Source organism: Paenibacillus sp. J2R1T-4 (assembly GCF_059692235.1).
Genome location: NZ_JCAUBA010000005.1, coordinates 314625 through 332575, shown reverse-complemented (window position 1 = coordinate 332575; position 17951 = coordinate 314625). Strand labels below are relative to the sequence as shown.

14 protein-coding genes are annotated in these 17951 nt (G+C 50.8%); 11 read left to right on the top strand and 3 right to left on the bottom strand.

Annotated features, from left to right (window positions below):
- Positions 1-282 precede the first annotated feature (282 nt).
- Positions 283-2535, bottom strand: coding sequence for a helix-turn-helix domain-containing protein (locus AC58QD_RS11970; RefSeq protein ID WP_497333387.1), 2253 nt, complete (start codon positions 2533-2535; stop codon positions 283-285).
- A 309-nt stretch (positions 2536-2844) separates the two neighbouring features.
- On the opposite strand from AC58QD_RS11970, the gene AC58QD_RS11965 reads away from it, so the two are divergent.
- Positions 2845-4701, top strand: a complete 1857-nt coding sequence (locus tag AC58QD_RS11965) for a right-handed parallel beta-helix repeat-containing protein (RefSeq protein ID WP_497333385.1) — start codon at positions 2845-2847, stop codon at positions 4699-4701.
- On the opposite strand, the gene AC58QD_RS11960 is transcribed toward AC58QD_RS11965, so the two are convergent.
- Complete coding sequence (locus AC58QD_RS11960) at positions 4698-4934, bottom strand: hypothetical protein (RefSeq protein ID WP_497333383.1); 237 nt, start codon at positions 4932-4934, stop codon at positions 4698-4700. The genes AC58QD_RS11965 and AC58QD_RS11960 overlap by 4 nt on opposite strands.
- Before the next feature lie 88 nt (positions 4935-5022).
- On the opposite strand from AC58QD_RS11960, the gene AC58QD_RS11955 reads away from it, so the two are divergent.
- The 7 genes from AC58QD_RS11955 to AC58QD_RS11925 all read left to right on the top strand — a co-directional run bounded on the left by AC58QD_RS11955 (position 5023) and on the right by AC58QD_RS11925 (position 11442).
- Complete coding sequence (locus tag AC58QD_RS11955) at positions 5023-6390, top strand: type 2 periplasmic-binding domain-containing protein (RefSeq protein WP_497333381.1); 1368 nt, start codon at positions 5023-5025, stop codon at positions 6388-6390.
- A gap of 117 nt (positions 6391-6507) precedes the next feature.
- Positions 6508-7365: an ABC transporter permease gene (locus AC58QD_RS11950; RefSeq protein WP_497333433.1), complete on the top strand. Its 858-nt coding sequence runs from the start codon at positions 6508-6510 to the stop codon at positions 7363-7365.
- A 140-nt stretch (positions 7366-7505) separates the two neighbouring features.
- Positions 7506-8390 carry a carbohydrate ABC transporter permease gene (locus AC58QD_RS11945; protein ID WP_497333379.1) on the top strand — a complete coding sequence of 295 codons (885 nt, stop codon included), beginning with the start codon at positions 7506-7508 and terminating at the stop codon, positions 8388-8390.
- Positions 8391-8433: 43 nt separating this feature from the next.
- Positions 8434-9747, top strand: a complete 1314-nt coding sequence (locus AC58QD_RS11940) for a Gfo/Idh/MocA family protein (protein WP_497333377.1) — start codon at positions 8434-8436, stop codon at positions 9745-9747.
- Positions 9748-9856: 109 nt separating this feature from the next.
- On the top strand, positions 9857-10768 hold the full coding sequence (locus AC58QD_RS11935; RefSeq protein ID WP_497333375.1) for a Gfo/Idh/MocA family protein: 912 nt from the start codon (positions 9857-9859) through the stop codon (positions 10766-10768).
- A gap of 23 nt (positions 10769-10791) precedes the next feature.
- Positions 10792-11061, top strand: a complete 270-nt coding sequence (locus tag AC58QD_RS11930; RefSeq protein WP_497333373.1) for an SGNH/GDSL hydrolase family protein — start codon at positions 10792-10794, stop codon at positions 11059-11061.
- 117 nt (positions 11062-11178) lie between these two features.
- Positions 11179-11442, top strand: a complete 264-nt coding sequence (locus AC58QD_RS11925; protein WP_497333371.1) for a hypothetical protein — start codon at positions 11179-11181, stop codon at positions 11440-11442.
- 614 nt (positions 11443-12056) lie between these two features.
- Here the strand turns inward: AC58QD_RS11925 and AC58QD_RS11920 are convergent.
- Positions 12057-13892 (bottom strand): glycosyl hydrolase family 28-related protein, encoded by a 1836-nt coding sequence (locus tag AC58QD_RS11920; protein WP_497333369.1) that lies wholly within the window; start codon positions 13890-13892, stop codon positions 12057-12059.
- 294 nt (positions 13893-14186) lie between these two features.
- On the opposite strand from AC58QD_RS11920, the gene AC58QD_RS11915 reads away from it, so the two are divergent.
- The 3 genes from AC58QD_RS11915 to AC58QD_RS11905 all read left to right on the top strand — a co-directional run bounded on the left by AC58QD_RS11915 (position 14187) and on the right by AC58QD_RS11905 (position 17929).
- Positions 14187-14948 carry a DeoR/GlpR family DNA-binding transcription regulator gene (locus tag AC58QD_RS11915; protein WP_497333367.1) on the top strand — a complete coding sequence of 254 codons (762 nt, stop codon included), beginning with the start codon at positions 14187-14189 and terminating at the stop codon, positions 14946-14948.
- A 193-nt stretch (positions 14949-15141) separates the two neighbouring features.
- A complete protein-coding gene (locus AC58QD_RS11910) occupies positions 15142-16812 on the top strand; it encodes a sensor histidine kinase (RefSeq protein WP_497333365.1) in 1671 nt (556 codons plus the stop codon).
- Positions 16787-17929, top strand: a complete 1143-nt coding sequence (locus tag AC58QD_RS11905) for a response regulator transcription factor (protein ID WP_497333363.1) — start codon at positions 16787-16789, stop codon at positions 17927-17929. The genes AC58QD_RS11910 and AC58QD_RS11905 overlap by 26 nt, the downstream gene beginning before the upstream one ends.
- Positions 17930-17951 lie beyond the last annotated feature (22 nt).

Sequence of the window (17951 nt, the reverse complement as noted above, 5' to 3'; positions counted from 1 at the left end):
TAATTAGATTTGCTCCAAAATTCGTTAGACGTAATGTTCCAAAATCCGTTAGAAAAAGGTACTTATGCAACGGTGTGAATAAAAATGCAAACGGGTCAGGCGAATGCCTGACCCGTTCATTTTTAACCGGGAGTGGATATGGTGAAGCCGTTGTTGAAGCGTCCGTTCATTTATCATGATGAATCCGAAGTGGGATATTTACATAGATTAGCGGCAGCAAATCAACGCAACAGGTGATCGGGCGGCTGAATGGCGGAAATGGCAGACGGCGCCTGTTCGGCCTCATGGCCTCGACTCCCGTTCCTGAAGTGCAGTTGTCCGCAACCTCCGATATTCTCCCGGTGTGACATGGGTCGCGCTGCGAAACATGCGGATGAACGAATTGGCGTTCGGGTATCCGACATTGGCGGCGACTTCGTGAATCTTTATATCGGTGCCCTCAAGCAGCTTCTTCGCCTCCATCACCCGCACTTCGTTGACGCAATCGCTAATATTTCGCCCGGTTTTCTCCTTGAAGTAGTTCCTTAAATACCCGGCCGACATGTTTAGCTTGTCGGCGATCAAGTCTAGGTATAACTCATCGCCATAATGGGCGTTGATATACGCGAGCACAAAATCGACGATGGGGTCCCGTTCCGATTTTTTCGCTGCGACCTGCTCCGCCGCTTGTTTGGTCAATTCCTCGAAGAACGCTATATACTCCTCTTTGGACATGAACCGGTCGATCGCCTCCAAGGGCGGGCGCTCCAGCTGCAGTTTCCCGATATCGATCTTGTTGGCCATGAGCGTTAGCAGCAGCTTCGACACACTCATATGCGCGAACTGATGATATTGCAGCGCCGTCGCGCCCTGCTGGTTCAGCCGATTCAGCGAACGGCGAATGTCCTGAATCATATTGCGGTCATTCCCGGCGAGCAGGCTCTCGAGGAAATGCTGTTCTTCCGCCGGCGTAAGGGGATGGACGTCCGGCAGCTTCTCCGGCTCGGTTATAATCTGCACTTCGTCGTTCAGCTTCCGCTTCCGCACCATTTCGACCGCTTCTACGTACGCATCCGTAAAATCGACCGCATAACGCAAGCGCAGATTGGCGGCGATTGTCACGTTATAATACGACTTGTCCTGGTCGAACACATTTTTTAAATAGCGCAATCGCTCCGTGAGAAGGTCGGTCTGTTCATGCTCCGTAAAGATGATCGCCACGATCGAATCCGCTTCGACCTGCAAGGACAACGCTTTGGGAAACGAACTGGTGATCGCGAGATTGATAAAGTCGAGCAAGAAGGTCGACTTTTTTCGCTCCGTGATCGGCGTTTGACGGAAGCGATCCGTAACGCGAATTTGAAACATGACGAGATAAAACGGTCGATCCGTATCGAGTAGTTGCCGGACCTCGTCGCTGTTGATATAAATCCCTTTCGCCCTGTCGACATACGCGTATTTTTGCAGCAGCGAATCTTTGCGGCGCATCATGTCGATCATTCCGTTGACGCTGTCGCTGATCTGCTTGAATTCACGAATGCTGCTGCTATGCTGGATGTCCACGCTCATCTGGCGCAGCGATTCGGCGATTTTTTGGATGGGGTGCTTGAATCTGGCGCTGAGCATGATCGACAAGACCAGGCTTAAAAAGACGGACAGCGCCATCAAGCCGATCAGTATCGCATTCATGCGCGAGATTTGGGCGGCGATCTGCTGATTTGGGATCATGCTGACATAGGTCAGACCGGTTAGCGGGCCCTTTTGTATAAAGTAATAGTTCTGATCCAACTGCACGTAGCGATCCGTGCCGGATAACGAATCGACGAGACGGGGGTCCGGTGCGGATCCGGAGCGGAAATACGGTTCTCCCGAATCATCCACAATCAAAAAATGATCGTCGTCCGAAAGATGCAGATGATTGAAAATCGCCTTCGCGTCGAGAAATGCGGCCATGTAATGCCCCGCGAACAACTTGCTTTTGATGACTATGGGAAAAAGGGTTCCGGCCTCGGATACGCTTTTGTCCGGGTTCGTCTTCCGAAAAGCGGCGGCGGGGAACAACTTCAGTTGGAAATCGCGATCGAACTGCTCTTTCCAGAAATTTGCCGGATACCGATCACTGACGTAATAGCGTCCGAACATTTCTTGCTCCGTGTGCGAGCTGCTTTTATCGACGATGACGCCTTGATCGTTAAAATAAACGAACACGTTCTCGGCATACAGATTGTAATTTTGGACGATCGTCTGGAATTCGCCGGACAATCCGTTGATCAGTGTGTAATTGTGGCTGCCCGCATCTTTTCGGAGGAGGCCTACATCGTTTTGAAAGTAGATGCTTCCGAGCACATTGTCCAGCAGCCGAAGCTGATTTTCGAAGCCTCCTACGGTGTTGCTCAGGCTTGACGTGTTGTAGGTGATGATTTGATCGCGGATGCTGCTTGTAAAGAAGCGAAACGACAAGGCGTTGAATACGAACGAGACGATTATGATTGCGCCGAAGCCGAATAACAGCTTAACGAACAAGGAGTTTTTGTTCAGCATGAAGCGGAAGATCATGGTTTAAAGGCTCCCCGCATTGTGGTTTGGTGGTAAGATTCCTATAAGTATACATCATCGGCGCGGCGTGAAGGAATATTCTATTTTGCATACGATGCGCAAATGTGCATGAAATCGGGGCGTCGCCCGGCGAAGGAGGGCTCTATCGCAACGACGCTGCAACAATGATGCGATCGTGCATATTTTGTGCGAACATGGGGATGTTGCGGCGCACGAATGCCGTTGTATAGTAATCATGCAAACGTTTGCGATTGGCAATCAGGAAAGGTATGAAGGTATGAAATTATGAAGCAAGGGAGGTAGTAAACAATGACAGAGACGAATGCCGGACATCCGGACTTGCCCCGTGACGGCAACGCGAACGGGAGAAACGAAGCGGACAACCATCCTATTAGCAGGCGCAAGGTGCTGGCGGCCATTGGCGCCGCGGGCGTCGGCATCGCTTCCGCCGGGCTGCTCGGAAGCGGAACCGCCTTCGCCAAAAGCAAGGCGCTGGGGCTCAATCTGCAAGAGATGAATTGCTGGGCGGTTACCGTGGCGGACTTAAGGGCTATGACTGATCCCGACGAGAATTCCCTCTATTATGTGATCGACCGCGGGAAGGAAGGGCAGTTCTACTACGATCCGGCAGACACGACATCAACCGATAATGTGGGGACAGTGCTTGTTTCAACGGTCGGAAAGCGGTTTAAGCGGGTTGTCGGCGAAGCGGTCGATGTGAAGTGGTTCGGCGCTATCGGCGACGGCGCGTCGCATCCGCTGTCGGAACAGTTCGCGACGCTGGAGTCGGCGCAAGCGGCGTATCCGCATGCCAAGGCGCTAACAAACGAGATCGACTGGTGCGCGATACAAGCTGCGATCGAATATGTGAAGACGGGTGAGGCGCCGACGACGCAAGTATTCATTCCCAAGGGCACGTACCTCGTCAATCAGGCGATCCGCCCGGAAGTTGACAACATCGTCGTCTATGGGACGACGGGTTCGGTCATCTCGCTGCAGTTCGATTATATCGCGCTATTGGTCAATAAAACGACACCGCCCGCGACAACGCCGGAAGCGGTATACAACGTAACGGTCAAGGATCTGACGTTCAGCGCTCCGAACGGCTTCGGGCCGAACAATGGAGGCATCGTCGCCTTCAATCATTGCATCGATCTGCTGGTCGACAATATCCGGGTCGTCGGCAATTCGGCCTTGCTCACGAGCAGGCAACGGATGACGAACGGCATCGCCACTTCGCAAGGGACGAACGGCGTGATTCGCAATTGCGTTGTGGACGGCGTCAGCAAGCCCGGCTATTATATTGCCAACGGTTCGCACGATGTTCGTGTCGAAGGCTGCGAAGCCCGCAACGTGTCCGGACATCTCGGCTACCAGCCAGGCATGGGCGTATCGGGCTGCGACCGAATTACGTTTGCCAACTGCATCTCGCACAATAATCAGGGCGCAGGGCTGCAAATTTCAACGGACGGCTACCCTTCGCCGGGAGGAACGCCGGCAACGAACGTTCAGGTGATCGGCGGGCAATTTTACAATAACAACGGGCATGGCATCTGGATGGGCACTAACGTAGCCGGCCAGTATCCACGCGACGTACAAATGATTGGCGTCGATACGAGCGGCAATAAGTTGCATGGCGTGAACATTTCAGCCGGACACCGGATCAGCATCATCGATCATACTTCCAAAGGAAACGGCAGCAGCGGCATTCTTGTCGACAACGGGGCCAGGTTGGTGAAGACGGTCGATGTGATCAATCCGAACGTGTACAACAATGCGACCGTTCTGACGATCGGAGGCGTCGTGATTCGCGGATCGGATCGGGTCACCATTCAAGGGGGGCGCGTGTTCGACGATCAGGCAACGAAGACGCAAGATTATGGCATCGAGTTTTTCCCCGACAGTCAGAGCTTGAAACCGGCCAACATTCGCATCCTCGACGTCCAGGTGTTCGGAAACGTGCAGAATTACGCGCTGACGACGGTGCAAGGGATAAATGTGGAGGCGACAAGCGGCTATTACCGCATCTGGCATGACGGCAATCCGGAGGGCAATTTGTCGGCGCCGCCGGGATCGGAGTATACGGACGCTTTGACTGGCAACAAATATATCAAGGTTACCGGGACAGGCAATACCGGTTGGAAACAGCTTATCGTCGCCGTTTAGCGCGAGGGCATGATGATACGTAAGGGGGAGACAACAATGAAACGACCAATTGCAATCGCTGCCAGCATGACACTACTGACATCGCTGATCCTGGCGGGCTGCAGCAAGAGCGGTACGGACGCGCCGGGAGCGCAAGCGACGGCTTCCGCGAAGCCCACAGTGTCGGGAATGCCGGCCAAGTTCGATCCGCCGGTAGAGCTGAAAACCGTCGGTTTCAGCTTGCCGTCGGTCAAGTACTTTAACGGCGACGACGTCAACAATAATCCATGGACGCGACACATCGAGCAGACATTCGGCATCAAGGTGAAGACGCTGTGGGCCGTGCCGGAAACGGAATACGATAAGAAAACGAATCTGATGATCTCGTCTGGAGATCTTCCTGACTTCTTCGCGGCAACGCCGCTGCAGTTCAAGCAGCTCTACGAGGCGGGCATGCTCGAAGACATGACGCAACTGTATGCGAATACAGCGCCGGACGTTGTGAAGAAGGTCATCACCGAGGCCGGTCCCGAGGTGATCAAGTCAGCGACGATAGACGGCAAATTGATGGCAATTCCATTCACGGGAACGGCCAAGGAAGCGGCGCCGGTGCTATGGATTCGCAAAGATTGGATGGAAAAGCTGAAGCTGCCCGCCCCGAGCAAGATGGACGATCTGCTGCGCATCTCGGACGCCTTCACGAATCAGGACCCGGACGGCAACGGCAAAAACGACACGTTCGGCTTGGCGATGGATAAGGAGCTTAGCGGAGCCGCCGGCTTCTATAACGGGTATCATGCTTACTGGGACATCTGGATGAAGGATAGTAGCGGCAAGCTCGTGTACAGCAGCGTGCAGCCGGAGATGAAAAATGCGCTTGTCGCATTGCAGAACATGTTCAAGGCGGGGCAGATCGATCCGGAGTTTCCGGTTAAACCCGCAAACAAAGTAAACGAGAGCATAGGCGCAGGCAAAATCGGCATGATGATCGGCGGCCGCGGCTCGGCCAATTTTCCTCTTGTGACGTTGACGCCGGATCAGGAGTGGCAGGCGTATCCGATTCCTTCCGTGGACGGTAAGCCCATATCGCACACGCTGCCCCTTAATATTTACAAATACTACTGGGTTGTGAAGAAAGGATCGCCGCATCCTGAAGCGCTGTTCAAGATGATTGAATTTTGGCTGAATACGTTTTATTACAATTCGTCGGAGGACGTTTTCTACAAGTTCATCAATCCGAGCAAGGAAGACAAGTCGGCGACCTGGTCGATGGCGCCGATCCGCATCTACTTGTCCGATAACAACATCGAGAACTACCGGCAGGCTACCGCCGTGCTGAGGGGCGAAAAAACCGCCGATCAGCTCGCGCCGGACCGGCGCAATGTGTATGACCGCATTATGCAGTACAAAGGCGGCGACAAAAAGCTGTGGGGCGAATACGCGCAGAACGGGCCGGACAGCTCGGCGGCGATTATCGACAAGGTGATCAAGAACAACCGCTTTGTTGTCAATCAGTTCTATGGAACGCCTACCCAGACGATGTCCGATAAAGGAGCGAATCTGGACAAAATCAGAAGTGAGACGTTCATGAAAATCATTACCGGCAACGCGCCGATATCGGAGTTTGACAAGTTCGTCGAAGACTGGAAGAAGCTCGGCGGCGATCAAATTACGAAAGAGGTCAACGACTGGTACGCACAGCAAAAATAAACGCGGAGCGCCGGGGAACGAGGCAATGCGATTGCCTCGCCCCTCCTTCCGTGGGCTGCAAGGAGGACAGCATGGGTGAAAACGAAACGTTTTGGCAGGGAGCTGCCGCTCCATTTGATGATACTGCCCGGGGCCTTGCTTATATTTATTTACCACTACATTCCGATGGTCGGCCTGGCGATCGCTTTTCAGAAATATGTGCCGATACGGGGAATTACCGGTTCTCCGTGGGTAGGCTTCGATAATTTTATTTTTGTGCTGCAGCTGCCCGATACGATGAAGGTGGTAATGAACACTTTGATAATCGCAGTGATGAAGATCGTTGCCGGCCTTGTCGTCCCGATCGGCATCGCGCTGTTATTGAACGAGATCGGCAGAACGGCATTCAAGCGAACGGTGCAGACGCTGATTTATTTGCCGCATTTTTTGTCATGGACGATTTTGGCGGGTATTTTGATCGAGGTGCTGTCTCCCTCATCCGGACTGGTGAATCAGGCACTGGGGCTTTTTGGACTGGATCCGATCTTTTTCCTTGGGGAAAACCGATGGTTTCCGTTTACTTTGGTCATTTCCAACGAGTGGAAGGAATTCGGCTTCAGCACGATCATCTATTTGGCGGCCATCGCTGGCATCGATCCTTCGCTTTACGAATCAGCGGTTATTGATGGAGCAGGTCGCTGGCGCCAGACATGGCATGTGACGCTGCCGGGCATCCGCCCGATCGTCGTGCTGCTGATGACGCTTAGCTTGGGTCACATTTTAAACGCGGGATTCGAGCAAGTATTCAATTTATACAGTCCGATCGTGTACGAGAGCGGTGACATTATCGATACGATGGTATACCGAATGGGGCTGATCGACGCGCAATACAGCTTTGCAACGGCGATTGGTCTGATGAAGTCGGTCGTATCGCTGATTTTGATTGCGGTCTCTTATTTTCTGGCTCATCGATTCGCCAACTATCGCATTTTCTAAACTATCAGAACGAATCAGTCTCACACTGCAAATAGCTGATACTTCTCGGTAAACGCTGGCGTCAAAAGTCGTCGTTAGCCGCTTATCCTTGGCGTATGGTTACGTAGAAATGTTTGCAGAAATCTAGGGGAGGTGTTCGCGTGGTTGATACGCCAACCTTTGGCAGACGTTTGTTTGTCATGATCAACTACTTTTATATGGCGCTGCTCGCTTTTTTATGTCTGGCACCGCTGATTCACGTGTTGGCCGCTTCCTTCAGCTCCAGCTCGGCTGTGGCTGCGGGTAGGGTGACGCTATGGCCCGTCGAGTTTTCGACAGAGGCGTATCATTTCGTGATGCAGAAGCGCGCGTTTCTCGACTCGTTTCTCGTTTCCGTGAAACGTCTATTCCTGGGCACGTCAATCAACATGTCGCTTGCCGTATTGATTGCGTTCCCACTGGCGAAGGAAGCGTCCGCATTCCGGTTTCGCACGATGTATGTGTGGTACTTCTTCGTCACTATTTTGATCGGCGGAGGATTGATACCGACTTACTTGACGGTCAAGGAGACCGGACTGATGGATACGATTTGGGCGCTCGTATTGCCGAATGCGGTTCCCGTGTTCAGCGTGATCTTGCTGCTCAACTTCTTTCGCAGCTTGCCGAAGGAACTGGAGGATGCCGCCTATATCGACGGCGCCGGGCATATTCGGACGTTATTGAGCGTGTATATCCCGCTTTCTAAGCCGGTGTTGGCCACCATTCTGCTGTTCACGATGGTCGGTCACTGGAACACGTGGTTCGACGGGTTAATCTATATGAACGATCCGAAGAATTACCCGCTGCAAAGCTATTTGCAGACCATTATCATTCAGCACGATCTTAGCGCGCTATCGGACGCCGAGATCGAAATGATGCGGAAGCTGTCCGATACGACGGTCAAGTCGGCGCAAATTTTTCTTGCGTCTTTGCCGATCATTCTCGTTTATCCGTTTTTGCAACGCTTTTTTATTAAAGGCATCGTGCTTGGCAGCGTAAAAGGCTGACCGCTCGATTGCTGCAAATGTCTACCAACTGGGGGTTCATGTCATGCTGTACGATTTGCAAGCCAATACGCGATCTGAACAACTGTCTTCGCCCATTACCGCCGTCATTGTCGGCGCCGGGCATCGAAGCATGCTTTACGCATCCTATGCGAACATCGACCCCGATGCGCTGCGCATTGTCGGCGTCGTCGACCCCGATGAAGTGCGGCTAAAGGAAGCCGCGGCACGCTTCGGCATACCACCGGAGCGGTGCTACCCCACGGTGGAGGCGCTGGTCTCGAGCGGAGAACGAATTGCCGATGCGGCGTTTAATGGGACGATGGACCACCTGCACGTCGCGACGACCATTCCGCTGCTGCAGGCGGGATATCATGTGCTGCTTGAGAAGCCGATCGGCACGACGGAGGAGGAAGTGCTGCAACTGCTTGAGGCTTCGACGGCGCATCGCGCCAGCGTAATGATCTGCCACGTTTTGCGGTATGCCCCTTTCTATGCGGAAATTCGCCGCAGGGTAGCCAGTGGCGAGATCGGCGACATTCTCAATTTGCAGCTTTCCGAGCATGTCAGCTACCATCAAATCGCCGCCGTATTTGTCCGCGGCAAGTGGAATCGCAAGGACAATGGCGGGTCGACCATGCTGATGCAAAAATGCTCCCACGATATGGATCTGCTCGCTTGGATGAAAAACGGCATTGCGCCCGTGCGGGTCGCCAGCTTCGGGAGCCGCGCGTTTTTCCGCGAGGAGAATGCGCCGGAAGGCGCGGGCAGTCGCTGCCTTGTCGATTGCCCGATTGAAGCGTCATGCCTGTACTCCGCGCGAAAGCATTACATCGAGCATGGGCTCTGGGGTACTTACGTGTGGCACGGCATCGAGTCGCTGAGCCTGACCCCGACAATCGAGCAGAAGACGGAGTCGCTCCGTACGGACAATCCGTTCGGGCGCTGCGTCTGGCGCTGCGACAATACGGTCGTCGATCATCAGTCCGTGCTCGTCGAATTCGCGGACGGATCGACGGCAACGTTCAATTTGGCGGGCAACGTATCGAAGCCATGCCGTTCAATCCGGCTCATCGGGACAAAAGGCGAAATCGAAGGGGTGCTTGAAGACGGCTTCTTCGTCGTTCGGCATCCGGATCTTCGTTCGCGGGGCGGCTATTCGGAGGAGCGGGTCGAATTGAATGTATCCGGCGACATGCACGGCGGGGGAGATTACCGGCTGGTGGAAGATTTCCTGCAAGTGCTTCGGGGGCAAACGCCGTCCCTGTCGACGACGACTTTGGCCGACTCGATCTACGGGCACAGGATCGGCTTCGCGGCCGATCGCGCACTAGAGGAAGGCAAATGGGTCGAATTGTAACGGAAATACACAACGAAGAGGGAGAGAACCATGACCAAAATTCGCATAGGCATCATCGGCTGCGGCGGTATGCGACATCGAGCTGGAACGCGCGCAATCGGCGGCGAGCTTGCTCGGCATCTCGACAGCCGTTACCGATTATCATGAATTGCTGGAGCATGTCGATGCGGTGTTGATCGTACTTCCGCACCATTTGCATTACGAGGTGGGCATGACGTGCTTGAAAGCAGGGAAACACGTGCTCATGGAGAAGCCGATGTGCAATACCGAGGAGCAAGGCCTCGATTTGATTCGTACGGCGGATCAACGCGGGCTGATCCTCATGACAGCTTACCCCGTTCGATTCTGGCCGATTATCGTCAAGTTGAAGGAGCTCATCGATTCGAAACAATACGGCGATGTGTTCCATATGTCGGTATGGACGGAACAGTTTACGAAATACCACGATGGTCATTGGGCCCATTCCGCCTCAACTCTCGGGGGAGGGCAGTTTTTCAGCCATGGCTGCCATTACGTCGATCTGATGCTCTGGTTCCTGGGACGCCCGGTGTGGGGAACGCACATGGGAACGAGGTTGGGCACGCCATGGATGGAAAAAGAAGGAACAAGCGATGTTGCCATTGAATTCGAAAGCGGCGCGGTCGGCTATCATTTCGGTACATGGGGCGCGCGAGGCACCCGGCTCGGCTACAGCATTCACGTTCATTGCACGGAAGGCATGCTGGAAGCGGATTTAAAGGAATGGAAGCTATACGCGCATACGAATATCCGGGAGGAGAAGGCGAATTTGGATACCGCTTCGCGGACCAAGCTGTTGTTGGAAGCACCGCAAGGCGGGAAAAGCACGCATTATGAAATTCTGCATTTCCTCGATTGCATCCGCACAGGGAAAAGGCCGCTGGTGGACGGTCCAGTAAGCCTGCAAAGCTTGCGCGTCATATGGCGGTTATACGAAGCGGAACGTAACAATACGGTTGCCGACCTGCGCGTGGGTTTGGACGAAGTCGCGACGATAAGCTGAAATGGAAGGGACATGGGGGACTTATGGTCATTGTCGGTTTTGGCGACAGTATCACAGCGGGTGTTCGGGTTGGGGAGGACGAATCGTATTTGCAGAGACTCGGGCAGCGGTTCGAATGTGCGATTCATAATGAAGGCGTAGCCGGGAACACCTCCGCGCAAGGCTTGGCGCGACTGCAAACGGTACTGGAACGAAAGGCGGATATTTGCATCGTTGCGTTCGGGATGAACGATCACGTTATGGAAGCGGTCATTATCCGAGGGTGGACGTGCCTGCTTTCCGCCAAAACTTGATTGAGATATGCCGTGCGCTGACCGCAGGCGGAGCAACTCCGATTCTATGTACGATCCATCCTATTATCGAGGGAGGACCTGAATCGGATTACTTTGCCAGAAGCCCGCGGGAATGGTATGAAGCAAGCGGGGGAGCGCAAGCGCGGATCGACATGTACAGCCGTACGATCCGCGACGTTGCCGGCGTGCGGCGTTGCGCTTGCCGACATTGCGCTGGCTTGGGCGGCTCATCTGGCAAATGGCGGAAGCTTGCATGATCTGTTGCTTACCGTGGAGAACAGCGGCAAAGACGACGGTGTCCATCCTTCGCCGGAAGGTCATCGCGTGTATGAGGTGTGTATTGCGGAGACGATCGAACGGGCGCTTCGACATTGTCCGTAAAGGGCTGGGCTAATGATTTTTGCCGACCAGTACAGCGGGATTTATGCCGAACATGTAGCCCAAGTTTTTATTACACTGATTCGCTGTATATTTATGCAGTAAATGAATATTCATTAAATATCGCCCTTAAATTTATTCTAACGAATTCTGCAACAAACCACCTATTGTGTTGTTATGCAGAGATATTTCTAACGAATTTTGAAACAACAAAAACGGAGCCGCGCGGGGTTTGCGTGATCCGTTTTCTAATTAATTCTGGAATATCACACTCTGTGGTGTCAAAATTGGAGAGAATATTGTCATAATTAAAGAGATAGATTTTCAAAAATCAAGAGATAATGTATGTATGAATATTCACTGAATTGCAGAAAAAAAGTGTGCTAGCCGTGAATAGGTCTAGCTCACTTTTTTTTGTTCGGATTTATTCAACAAATAGGAGGTACGGGAGCATGAAGCATTTTAAACTCCTTTTGTTCTTTGTCATTGTTACAACGGGATATTCATCAAATCCCAAAAGGAGTATTATACAATAGCTATTCAAGTACTGTTGCTTGGAATAACCTCCTATACAGGCAAAGGCTGTCGGAGAATTGGTCCGACAGCCTTCGCTCAAATTATGCTAAATCTTGGAATGAAGTGTTTGGAGTTACAGACAAATCCTGCAGATTGGCGGTTGCTGCTCCGCACCTTAAATCGTTCTGCAAGCGGGTCAGCATGGTGATCGCAGCGACAGCGTTCAGACCGTAGCGAACTTTTTTCTTGCCTGCTTCGGTTCGCACCACATTGCCGATGATCCGGCTTTCCGATCCTGTGCCGGTGAACGAAATCCCGTCATTGGTGTTGTCTCCGTTCTGACTGGCGTTTGTTATAGAATTGTTGTTGACGAACACCCGTTTCGAGTTGTTGACTTGAATTCCATGTAAATTAACATTGCGTATCAAGTTGTCCGAGACGATTACGTTGCTGCTTTCCGTTATAAAGATGCCATTTTTCTTGGCGCCTTCCAGGATGTTGCCGGTGACGACGCAGTTACTGCAACGCAAGCTGACGGATTGGCCATCGACGTTCTTAAAAATGTTGTTGGCGATGATCAGCTTCTCACCGCAGCCTTCCGGAAACCCTTCGACATAAACGCCGTTGTTGGTGGCTGTGTCGATAATGTTGTTTTCAATGATTAGAGTGCTTGCTGGCTGCACCGGGTGGAATACGCCGGCATCGTCCTTGGAGGAGGCAGAAGTGGCAGAAGGTGTAGAGACGAAGAAGCCGCCATTTACTTTAATCAAGTGATTGCCGGTAATAACGGAATTTAACCATTTAAAAGGACGAATGGCCCAGTAGGTGGAATTTTCCATCACATTCTCGCTTACGATAATATGTTCGAAATAAGCATCTGGGTATGAGCCGTGCGCACCAACGCCGCAAGGCCATGGCACCGTGCCGGGTGTACCGCTTGGACCGAAATAGCAATGCTGCACCGTTACATAATGGGTAGGCGTGTGGTCCGCGGCTTGCCCGATAAACCCGGCTTTAATGGCTGGCTCCAGTTGAATCGCTTCGGAGTAATTTTGCGTTGTGAACATGAAGCCTACAAAACGGCATCGATCAATCAAGACGTGGCGGACACCTGTCAATTCCGCACCGTGGCCGCTTTGTGTGTCCTTGATCGTCAGCTTCCGCAGCGTAATGTTCTCCGCATGCGCCAGTGCGATTCCATTGCAAACCCGGGTGAACTTGACACCGTTGCAATCGAGCACCCCGCCCTCGATCGTGATATTCCCATTGCCTTCATAGTTATAGAACACGTCCGTTGCTCTGTAGTTGCGGATTACATTGCCGTCATGGCTGCGGAGTAGGACGGTGGATTCGTCCATTTTCAAATAAGTATTCTTAAATATGTATAATTCCTTCGTCATACGATAGGTTCCCGAAGGAACGTTAACTATTACGTTTGGCCAACGGAGAGCTTCGTTCAAAGCGGCTTGGATTGAAGGTGTATCGTCTGCTGTTCCGTCTCCTTTTGCCCCGTACCACTTGGCGTTTACCGTATTATTGTTCACGATCCGCTTGAATCGGGCACCGTAAGCGCTTACCAGAATAGTGCCAATATTGTCTTCGGAGACGGTATCGCTCGGGTCGTAAACAAAGTATCCTTCCTGATCAGGGTCGGTTATGAAGTATGCATCACCAAACGAAGGCTTCTTCGTGCGCCGTAGCTCAGCAATCGTTGTAGAGGACACTGGCTTTGATTCCTTGGGCTTCCCGGGGTGCTTGTCATCGTCGTCCTGGCCGTACGTAGCTTCAGTTACGCTTTCTCCTCGGACGCTGTCGCCGCCATATGCTGACAAAATAACCGCAGCACCTGCCATACCCATCGTAGCTAACAACTTTCTTCTGCTTATTGGACGTTTGCTTGCGGATTCTTCTTGAGGGGATTCGAATTCTATGCTCATTTTGTAAACCTCCTCTATATTGGGTTGTGCTCGAAATGATGCATATATTATTCATTTATGCTCATTTGTGCAATATTAATGTAATTTTTGTGGAATCATTTGTCAATATATATTTTAATATATTCTGCTTTGTCGGTTGTTAACATGTTAATGTGTATTTTACATTTGGAAACCATGAAAATTAATAGTTATGGTAAAGATTAGTTGACAATTTGCTTTCTTCTCAACTAATCTTAAAATAACAAACAAACATAAATGAGTGCAAATAAACATTTTGTAAAGAAGGGGTACCGCATGCTAGCTGTAGAACGGAAAATGCGCTTGTTAGAATTTGTGAAGAAAAAGCGGGTTGCCACAATTGCAGCTCTGGCCAATGAATTTCAGGTTCATGAAGCGACAATCCGGCGGGACCTGGCAGAGATCGAGCTTGAAGGACTTCTGAGGAGGACGCACGGAGGCGTCGTTGTGGATCAGGGAGCCAATAATGAGGCCTCCTTCTCAGAGCGGGCACATGAGCAAGTGGAGCAAAAGATGCGGATCGGGAAGGCCGCCGCTGATCTAATTGAAGACGGAGATCATATCATCCTTGACTCGGGTACCACAACAATGTATATAGCCCAGAATCTTCAGAAACGCTCCGGCATTACGGTGGTTACGAACGACATCAATATTGCCGCAGAGCTTCGGGACGCTCCGGGCGTCAATGTTTTTGTCACAGGCGGTCAGCTGTATCGCTCCAGCTTCATGCTAAACGGGATGTTTACCGATCAGATACTCGGCACAATGCACGTACAGAAGGCGTTTATAGGAACGCCGGCTATACATCCCAAATTCGGACTAACCCATCCAGAAGCCCAACTGGTTCCGACTAAGCAAGGCATGATCAGGTCGGCTCAGGAAATTATCGTCGTTGCTGATGACACAAAAATCGGCAAAATTTCTCTGCATACGATTGCGCCGGTCGGAGCCCTGCATAAGTTCATTACGGGAAAAGAAGCATCGGAAGCTCACATCAAAGCGTTCCGTGACGCAGGTGTCGAAATCGTGACAGTCTGACCTTATCGAGGCACTCAGTATAGAACTGTTTATTATACACGATAGACACGAATTTCGGAATTCAGCACGAACATGTGATAGATGTATCACATGTTTTTACGATTATAAATAGCAAGCGCTTTCTTCTTGTAAAGATTATGCAAACCACAAAATGGATGATATCGAACAGCATTTTCCAAAAGGAGAGAAGGTCGTGAAAAGATTTCGCCAGCCCTTGTCCATCAAGAAAAATCTGCTTCTGTTCTTTGTCGTTTTATTCTGCGTTCCTTTTTTATTCTCGTGTCTGATTTGGTACGCGAAGTCGGCTGAGACTATTGAGGAGAGCGGAATTTATTACAATGAGCAGCTGATCAGCCGGGTAAACGCTCAATTGGATGAATACTTCGCCGGCATAAAGGCGGATTCGTTGGCCATTCCTGGCCATCCCCTCGTTCAGGAGTTCATCAAGGCGGATCCGTTTAACACATACGAAATGTTCCGCTTGAAGGGGCGTATTTCGAATGAACTTGTACCCAATATGCGTAAGGATGTTTACGGCTTCTCCATTATTTCGGCCAAAGGTGGATATTACGGCGATTTTATGCCGGGTCCTTGGATAACGGGTCGTCTCAATATGCCTCTGTTGGAACAAAGCTTCAAAATTCTCGGAATAACGGAAAAAAACGATGAGCCAGTCGTTGCAATCTACCGGAAGGTAATCGACAATGTGACTTATGAACCCGCCGGAGCTCTCATTTTGGCATTGCCTCTTAGTCAGATGCTGAAAATAGTGGATATGAAGCCTTACGGCAAAAACGGGTCAATCGCAATAGTGAACGATGAAAACCGAATTATTTATCACTCCGATCGGGATAAATGGGGAACCGCACTGCCCGAGGCTTGGTCAGGTATGATGGACTCAACCAGCGGGCGATTTGAAAAAGACGGGCCGAAAGGCAAAATATTGATAGTTTACCAGATTTCAAAATTGACAAGTTTTAAAGTTATTTCGGAAACGTCCAAGTACGAATTGCTTGGAGGACTTTTGCGTCTTCAACTGCTGACTCTCATCATTGGGGCTCTCATATTGGTTTTGGCATTCATTCTGTTTTATCGGATGTTCCATGAAGTCAGAAAATTAATTGTGGAAATCCATGCGACCAGGGTACGGGAAAAGGAGCTTGAGCTGAAACATAGGGATTCGCTCATGGCGGCTCTGCAATCCCGAATCAACCCGCATTTTTTATACAATACATTGGAAGTTATCAATTCTTATGCGGTGATGGCAAATGTGAAGCCGATCAGTCAGATGACTGTGCATCTCTCTAACATATTCCGGTACAGCATCAGCAATCCGGATCAAGTTGTCAATCTCCGGGAGGAGCTAGACCATATAATCAACTATATCAAAGTTCAAGAGCAGCGGTTCGAGGATTTAAAGGTAGAAATTAACGTGGACGAGACCATGCTGGATTGTGTTTATTTGCTTCGTCTTACCGTGCAGCCTCTTGTGGAGAACGTGTTCCAGCACGCGTATGAGAAGCACGGTTTAACACCTGGGATCCTATTCATCAACGGCGTTGCGGAGAAAGGGATGTACTCCCTATATATTAGGGACGAAGGCATGGGGATGCCGCCGGAGCTGATGGAAAAATACAACGAGGCCTTCGAATCGGTGACGGAAGCGAAAATGTTGCGAGCGGGATTCAATCCATTCCAAAGAATCGGCTTATGGAATGTGCATTCACGGCTTCGTTTGGGTTTTGGCCATCCATATGGAATTCGAATTGTTGAATCCGGAGAACAAGGTTCTGAGATCCAAATGATGTTACCATATATGGAAGGAGTCTTGAACAACCATGTACAAAGTACTGATTGCGGATGACGAACGGATGGTTCGGCTTAACTTAAGAACTTTGATCGAGAGGGATTCCGAAGGTTTTGCGGTAGTCGGAGAGGCTAAAGACGGCAACCATGCTTTTCAAATGAGTCTTGAGCTGAAGCCGGATCTTCTGATCACGGATATTCGAATGCCTGGAATGGACGGTTTGGAGCTGATTCGCAACCTGTCGTCACGAAGTTTCGAGCCGGAGTTTCTCGTCGTTTCCGGATACGGGGATTTCGAGTATGCCCAGAGTGCGTTGCGCTGCGGAGTTGCCGACTACTTATTGAAACCGATTGATCCGGACTATTTTCTATCGGTTATGCGAAAAATTCAAACCCGGTTGTATCAGAAGGATGAAAAGAGTTCAATGTCAAGCGAGTGGATGTGGGCATGGAAGACTCATGCTGAACGCACGGCTAAATCAATATGGCATTTGAATGAGACAGAGCTCGTCACTGAGCTGGAGAGAATCCGCAACTTACTATCCCCTGAGACTGGAAGCACTACGTTGGAGCTCGTAAAGCGATTCGACTATTATTTGGTGGTGCTGAATGGGGAGCTCCAGGAGTTGAATCAGAGTGGTCTGCCGCTTCAAGCCCTAAGTTTACCGGAGGGGCCGTTCGATAAATCGGAATTGTACGTTTCCATAAGTAGAAGCCTATCCGTCTTAGCAGAGCAAATTCGGGTTTCAAGGAACTGGTGGAGCTACAATCGAATGATCAAGAGCGTAACGGCATTCATAGAAGAAAATTACTTGAATGCTGATCTTTCCTTGAAGGATGCAGCGACGCATTTGTATATATCCCCTAATTACTTAGGCATTACATTCAAGAAAGAAATGGGGGTTACGTTCAACAATTATTTAACACAACTTCGTATGAAAAAGGCCAAGTTGTTTCTGCAAAATCCGTTCGCGAAAGTATACGCGGTGGGAGAAGCAGTCGGTTTTGATGATTATGCCTATTTCTCCAAGACATTCAAGAAATATACGGGGATGTCTCCTTCTGATTATCGCAAATCCGTATGTCTCGAGGTTCCTACCGAATACGGTGAGAATTTACAAGATTTCATTAATTATTCCATATTAACGGAAAAAACCATCCTCTATAATCAATAACAGCAAGGCAAATACGAATGGA

Bases quoted from the DNA above. Each gene is read 5' to 3' on its own strand.
- AC58QD_RS11970 (WP_497333387.1), bottom strand. From the start codon at position 2,535: ATGATCTTCCGCTTCATGCTGAACAAAAACTCCTTGTTCGTTAAGCTG.
- AC58QD_RS11965 (WP_497333385.1), top strand. From the start codon at position 2,845: ATGACAGAGACGAATGCCGGACATCCGGACTTGCCCCGTGACGGCAAC.
- AC58QD_RS11950 (WP_497333433.1), top strand. From the start codon at position 6,508: ATGATACTGCCCGGGGCCTTGCTTATATTTATTTACCACTACATTCCG.
- AC58QD_RS11940 (WP_497333377.1), top strand. From the start codon at position 8,434: ATGCTGTACGATTTGCAAGCCAATACGCGATCTGAACAACTGTCTTCG.
- AC58QD_RS11930 (WP_497333373.1), top strand. From the start codon at position 10,792: ATGGTCATTGTCGGTTTTGGCGACAGTATCACAGCGGGTGTTCGGGTT.
- AC58QD_RS11925 (WP_497333371.1), top strand. From the start codon at position 11,179: ATGAAGCAAGCGGGGGAGCGCAAGCGCGGATCGACATGTACAGCCGTA.
- AC58QD_RS11920 (WP_497333369.1), bottom strand. From the start codon at position 13,892: ATGAGCATAGAATTCGAATCCCCTCAAGAAGAATCCGCAAGCAAACGT.
- AC58QD_RS11915 (WP_497333367.1), top strand. From the start codon at position 14,187: ATGCTAGCTGTAGAACGGAAAATGCGCTTGTTAGAATTTGTGAAGAAA.
- AC58QD_RS11905 (WP_497333363.1), top strand. From the start codon at position 16,787: ATGTACAAAGTACTGATTGCGGATGACGAACGGATGGTTCGGCTTAAC.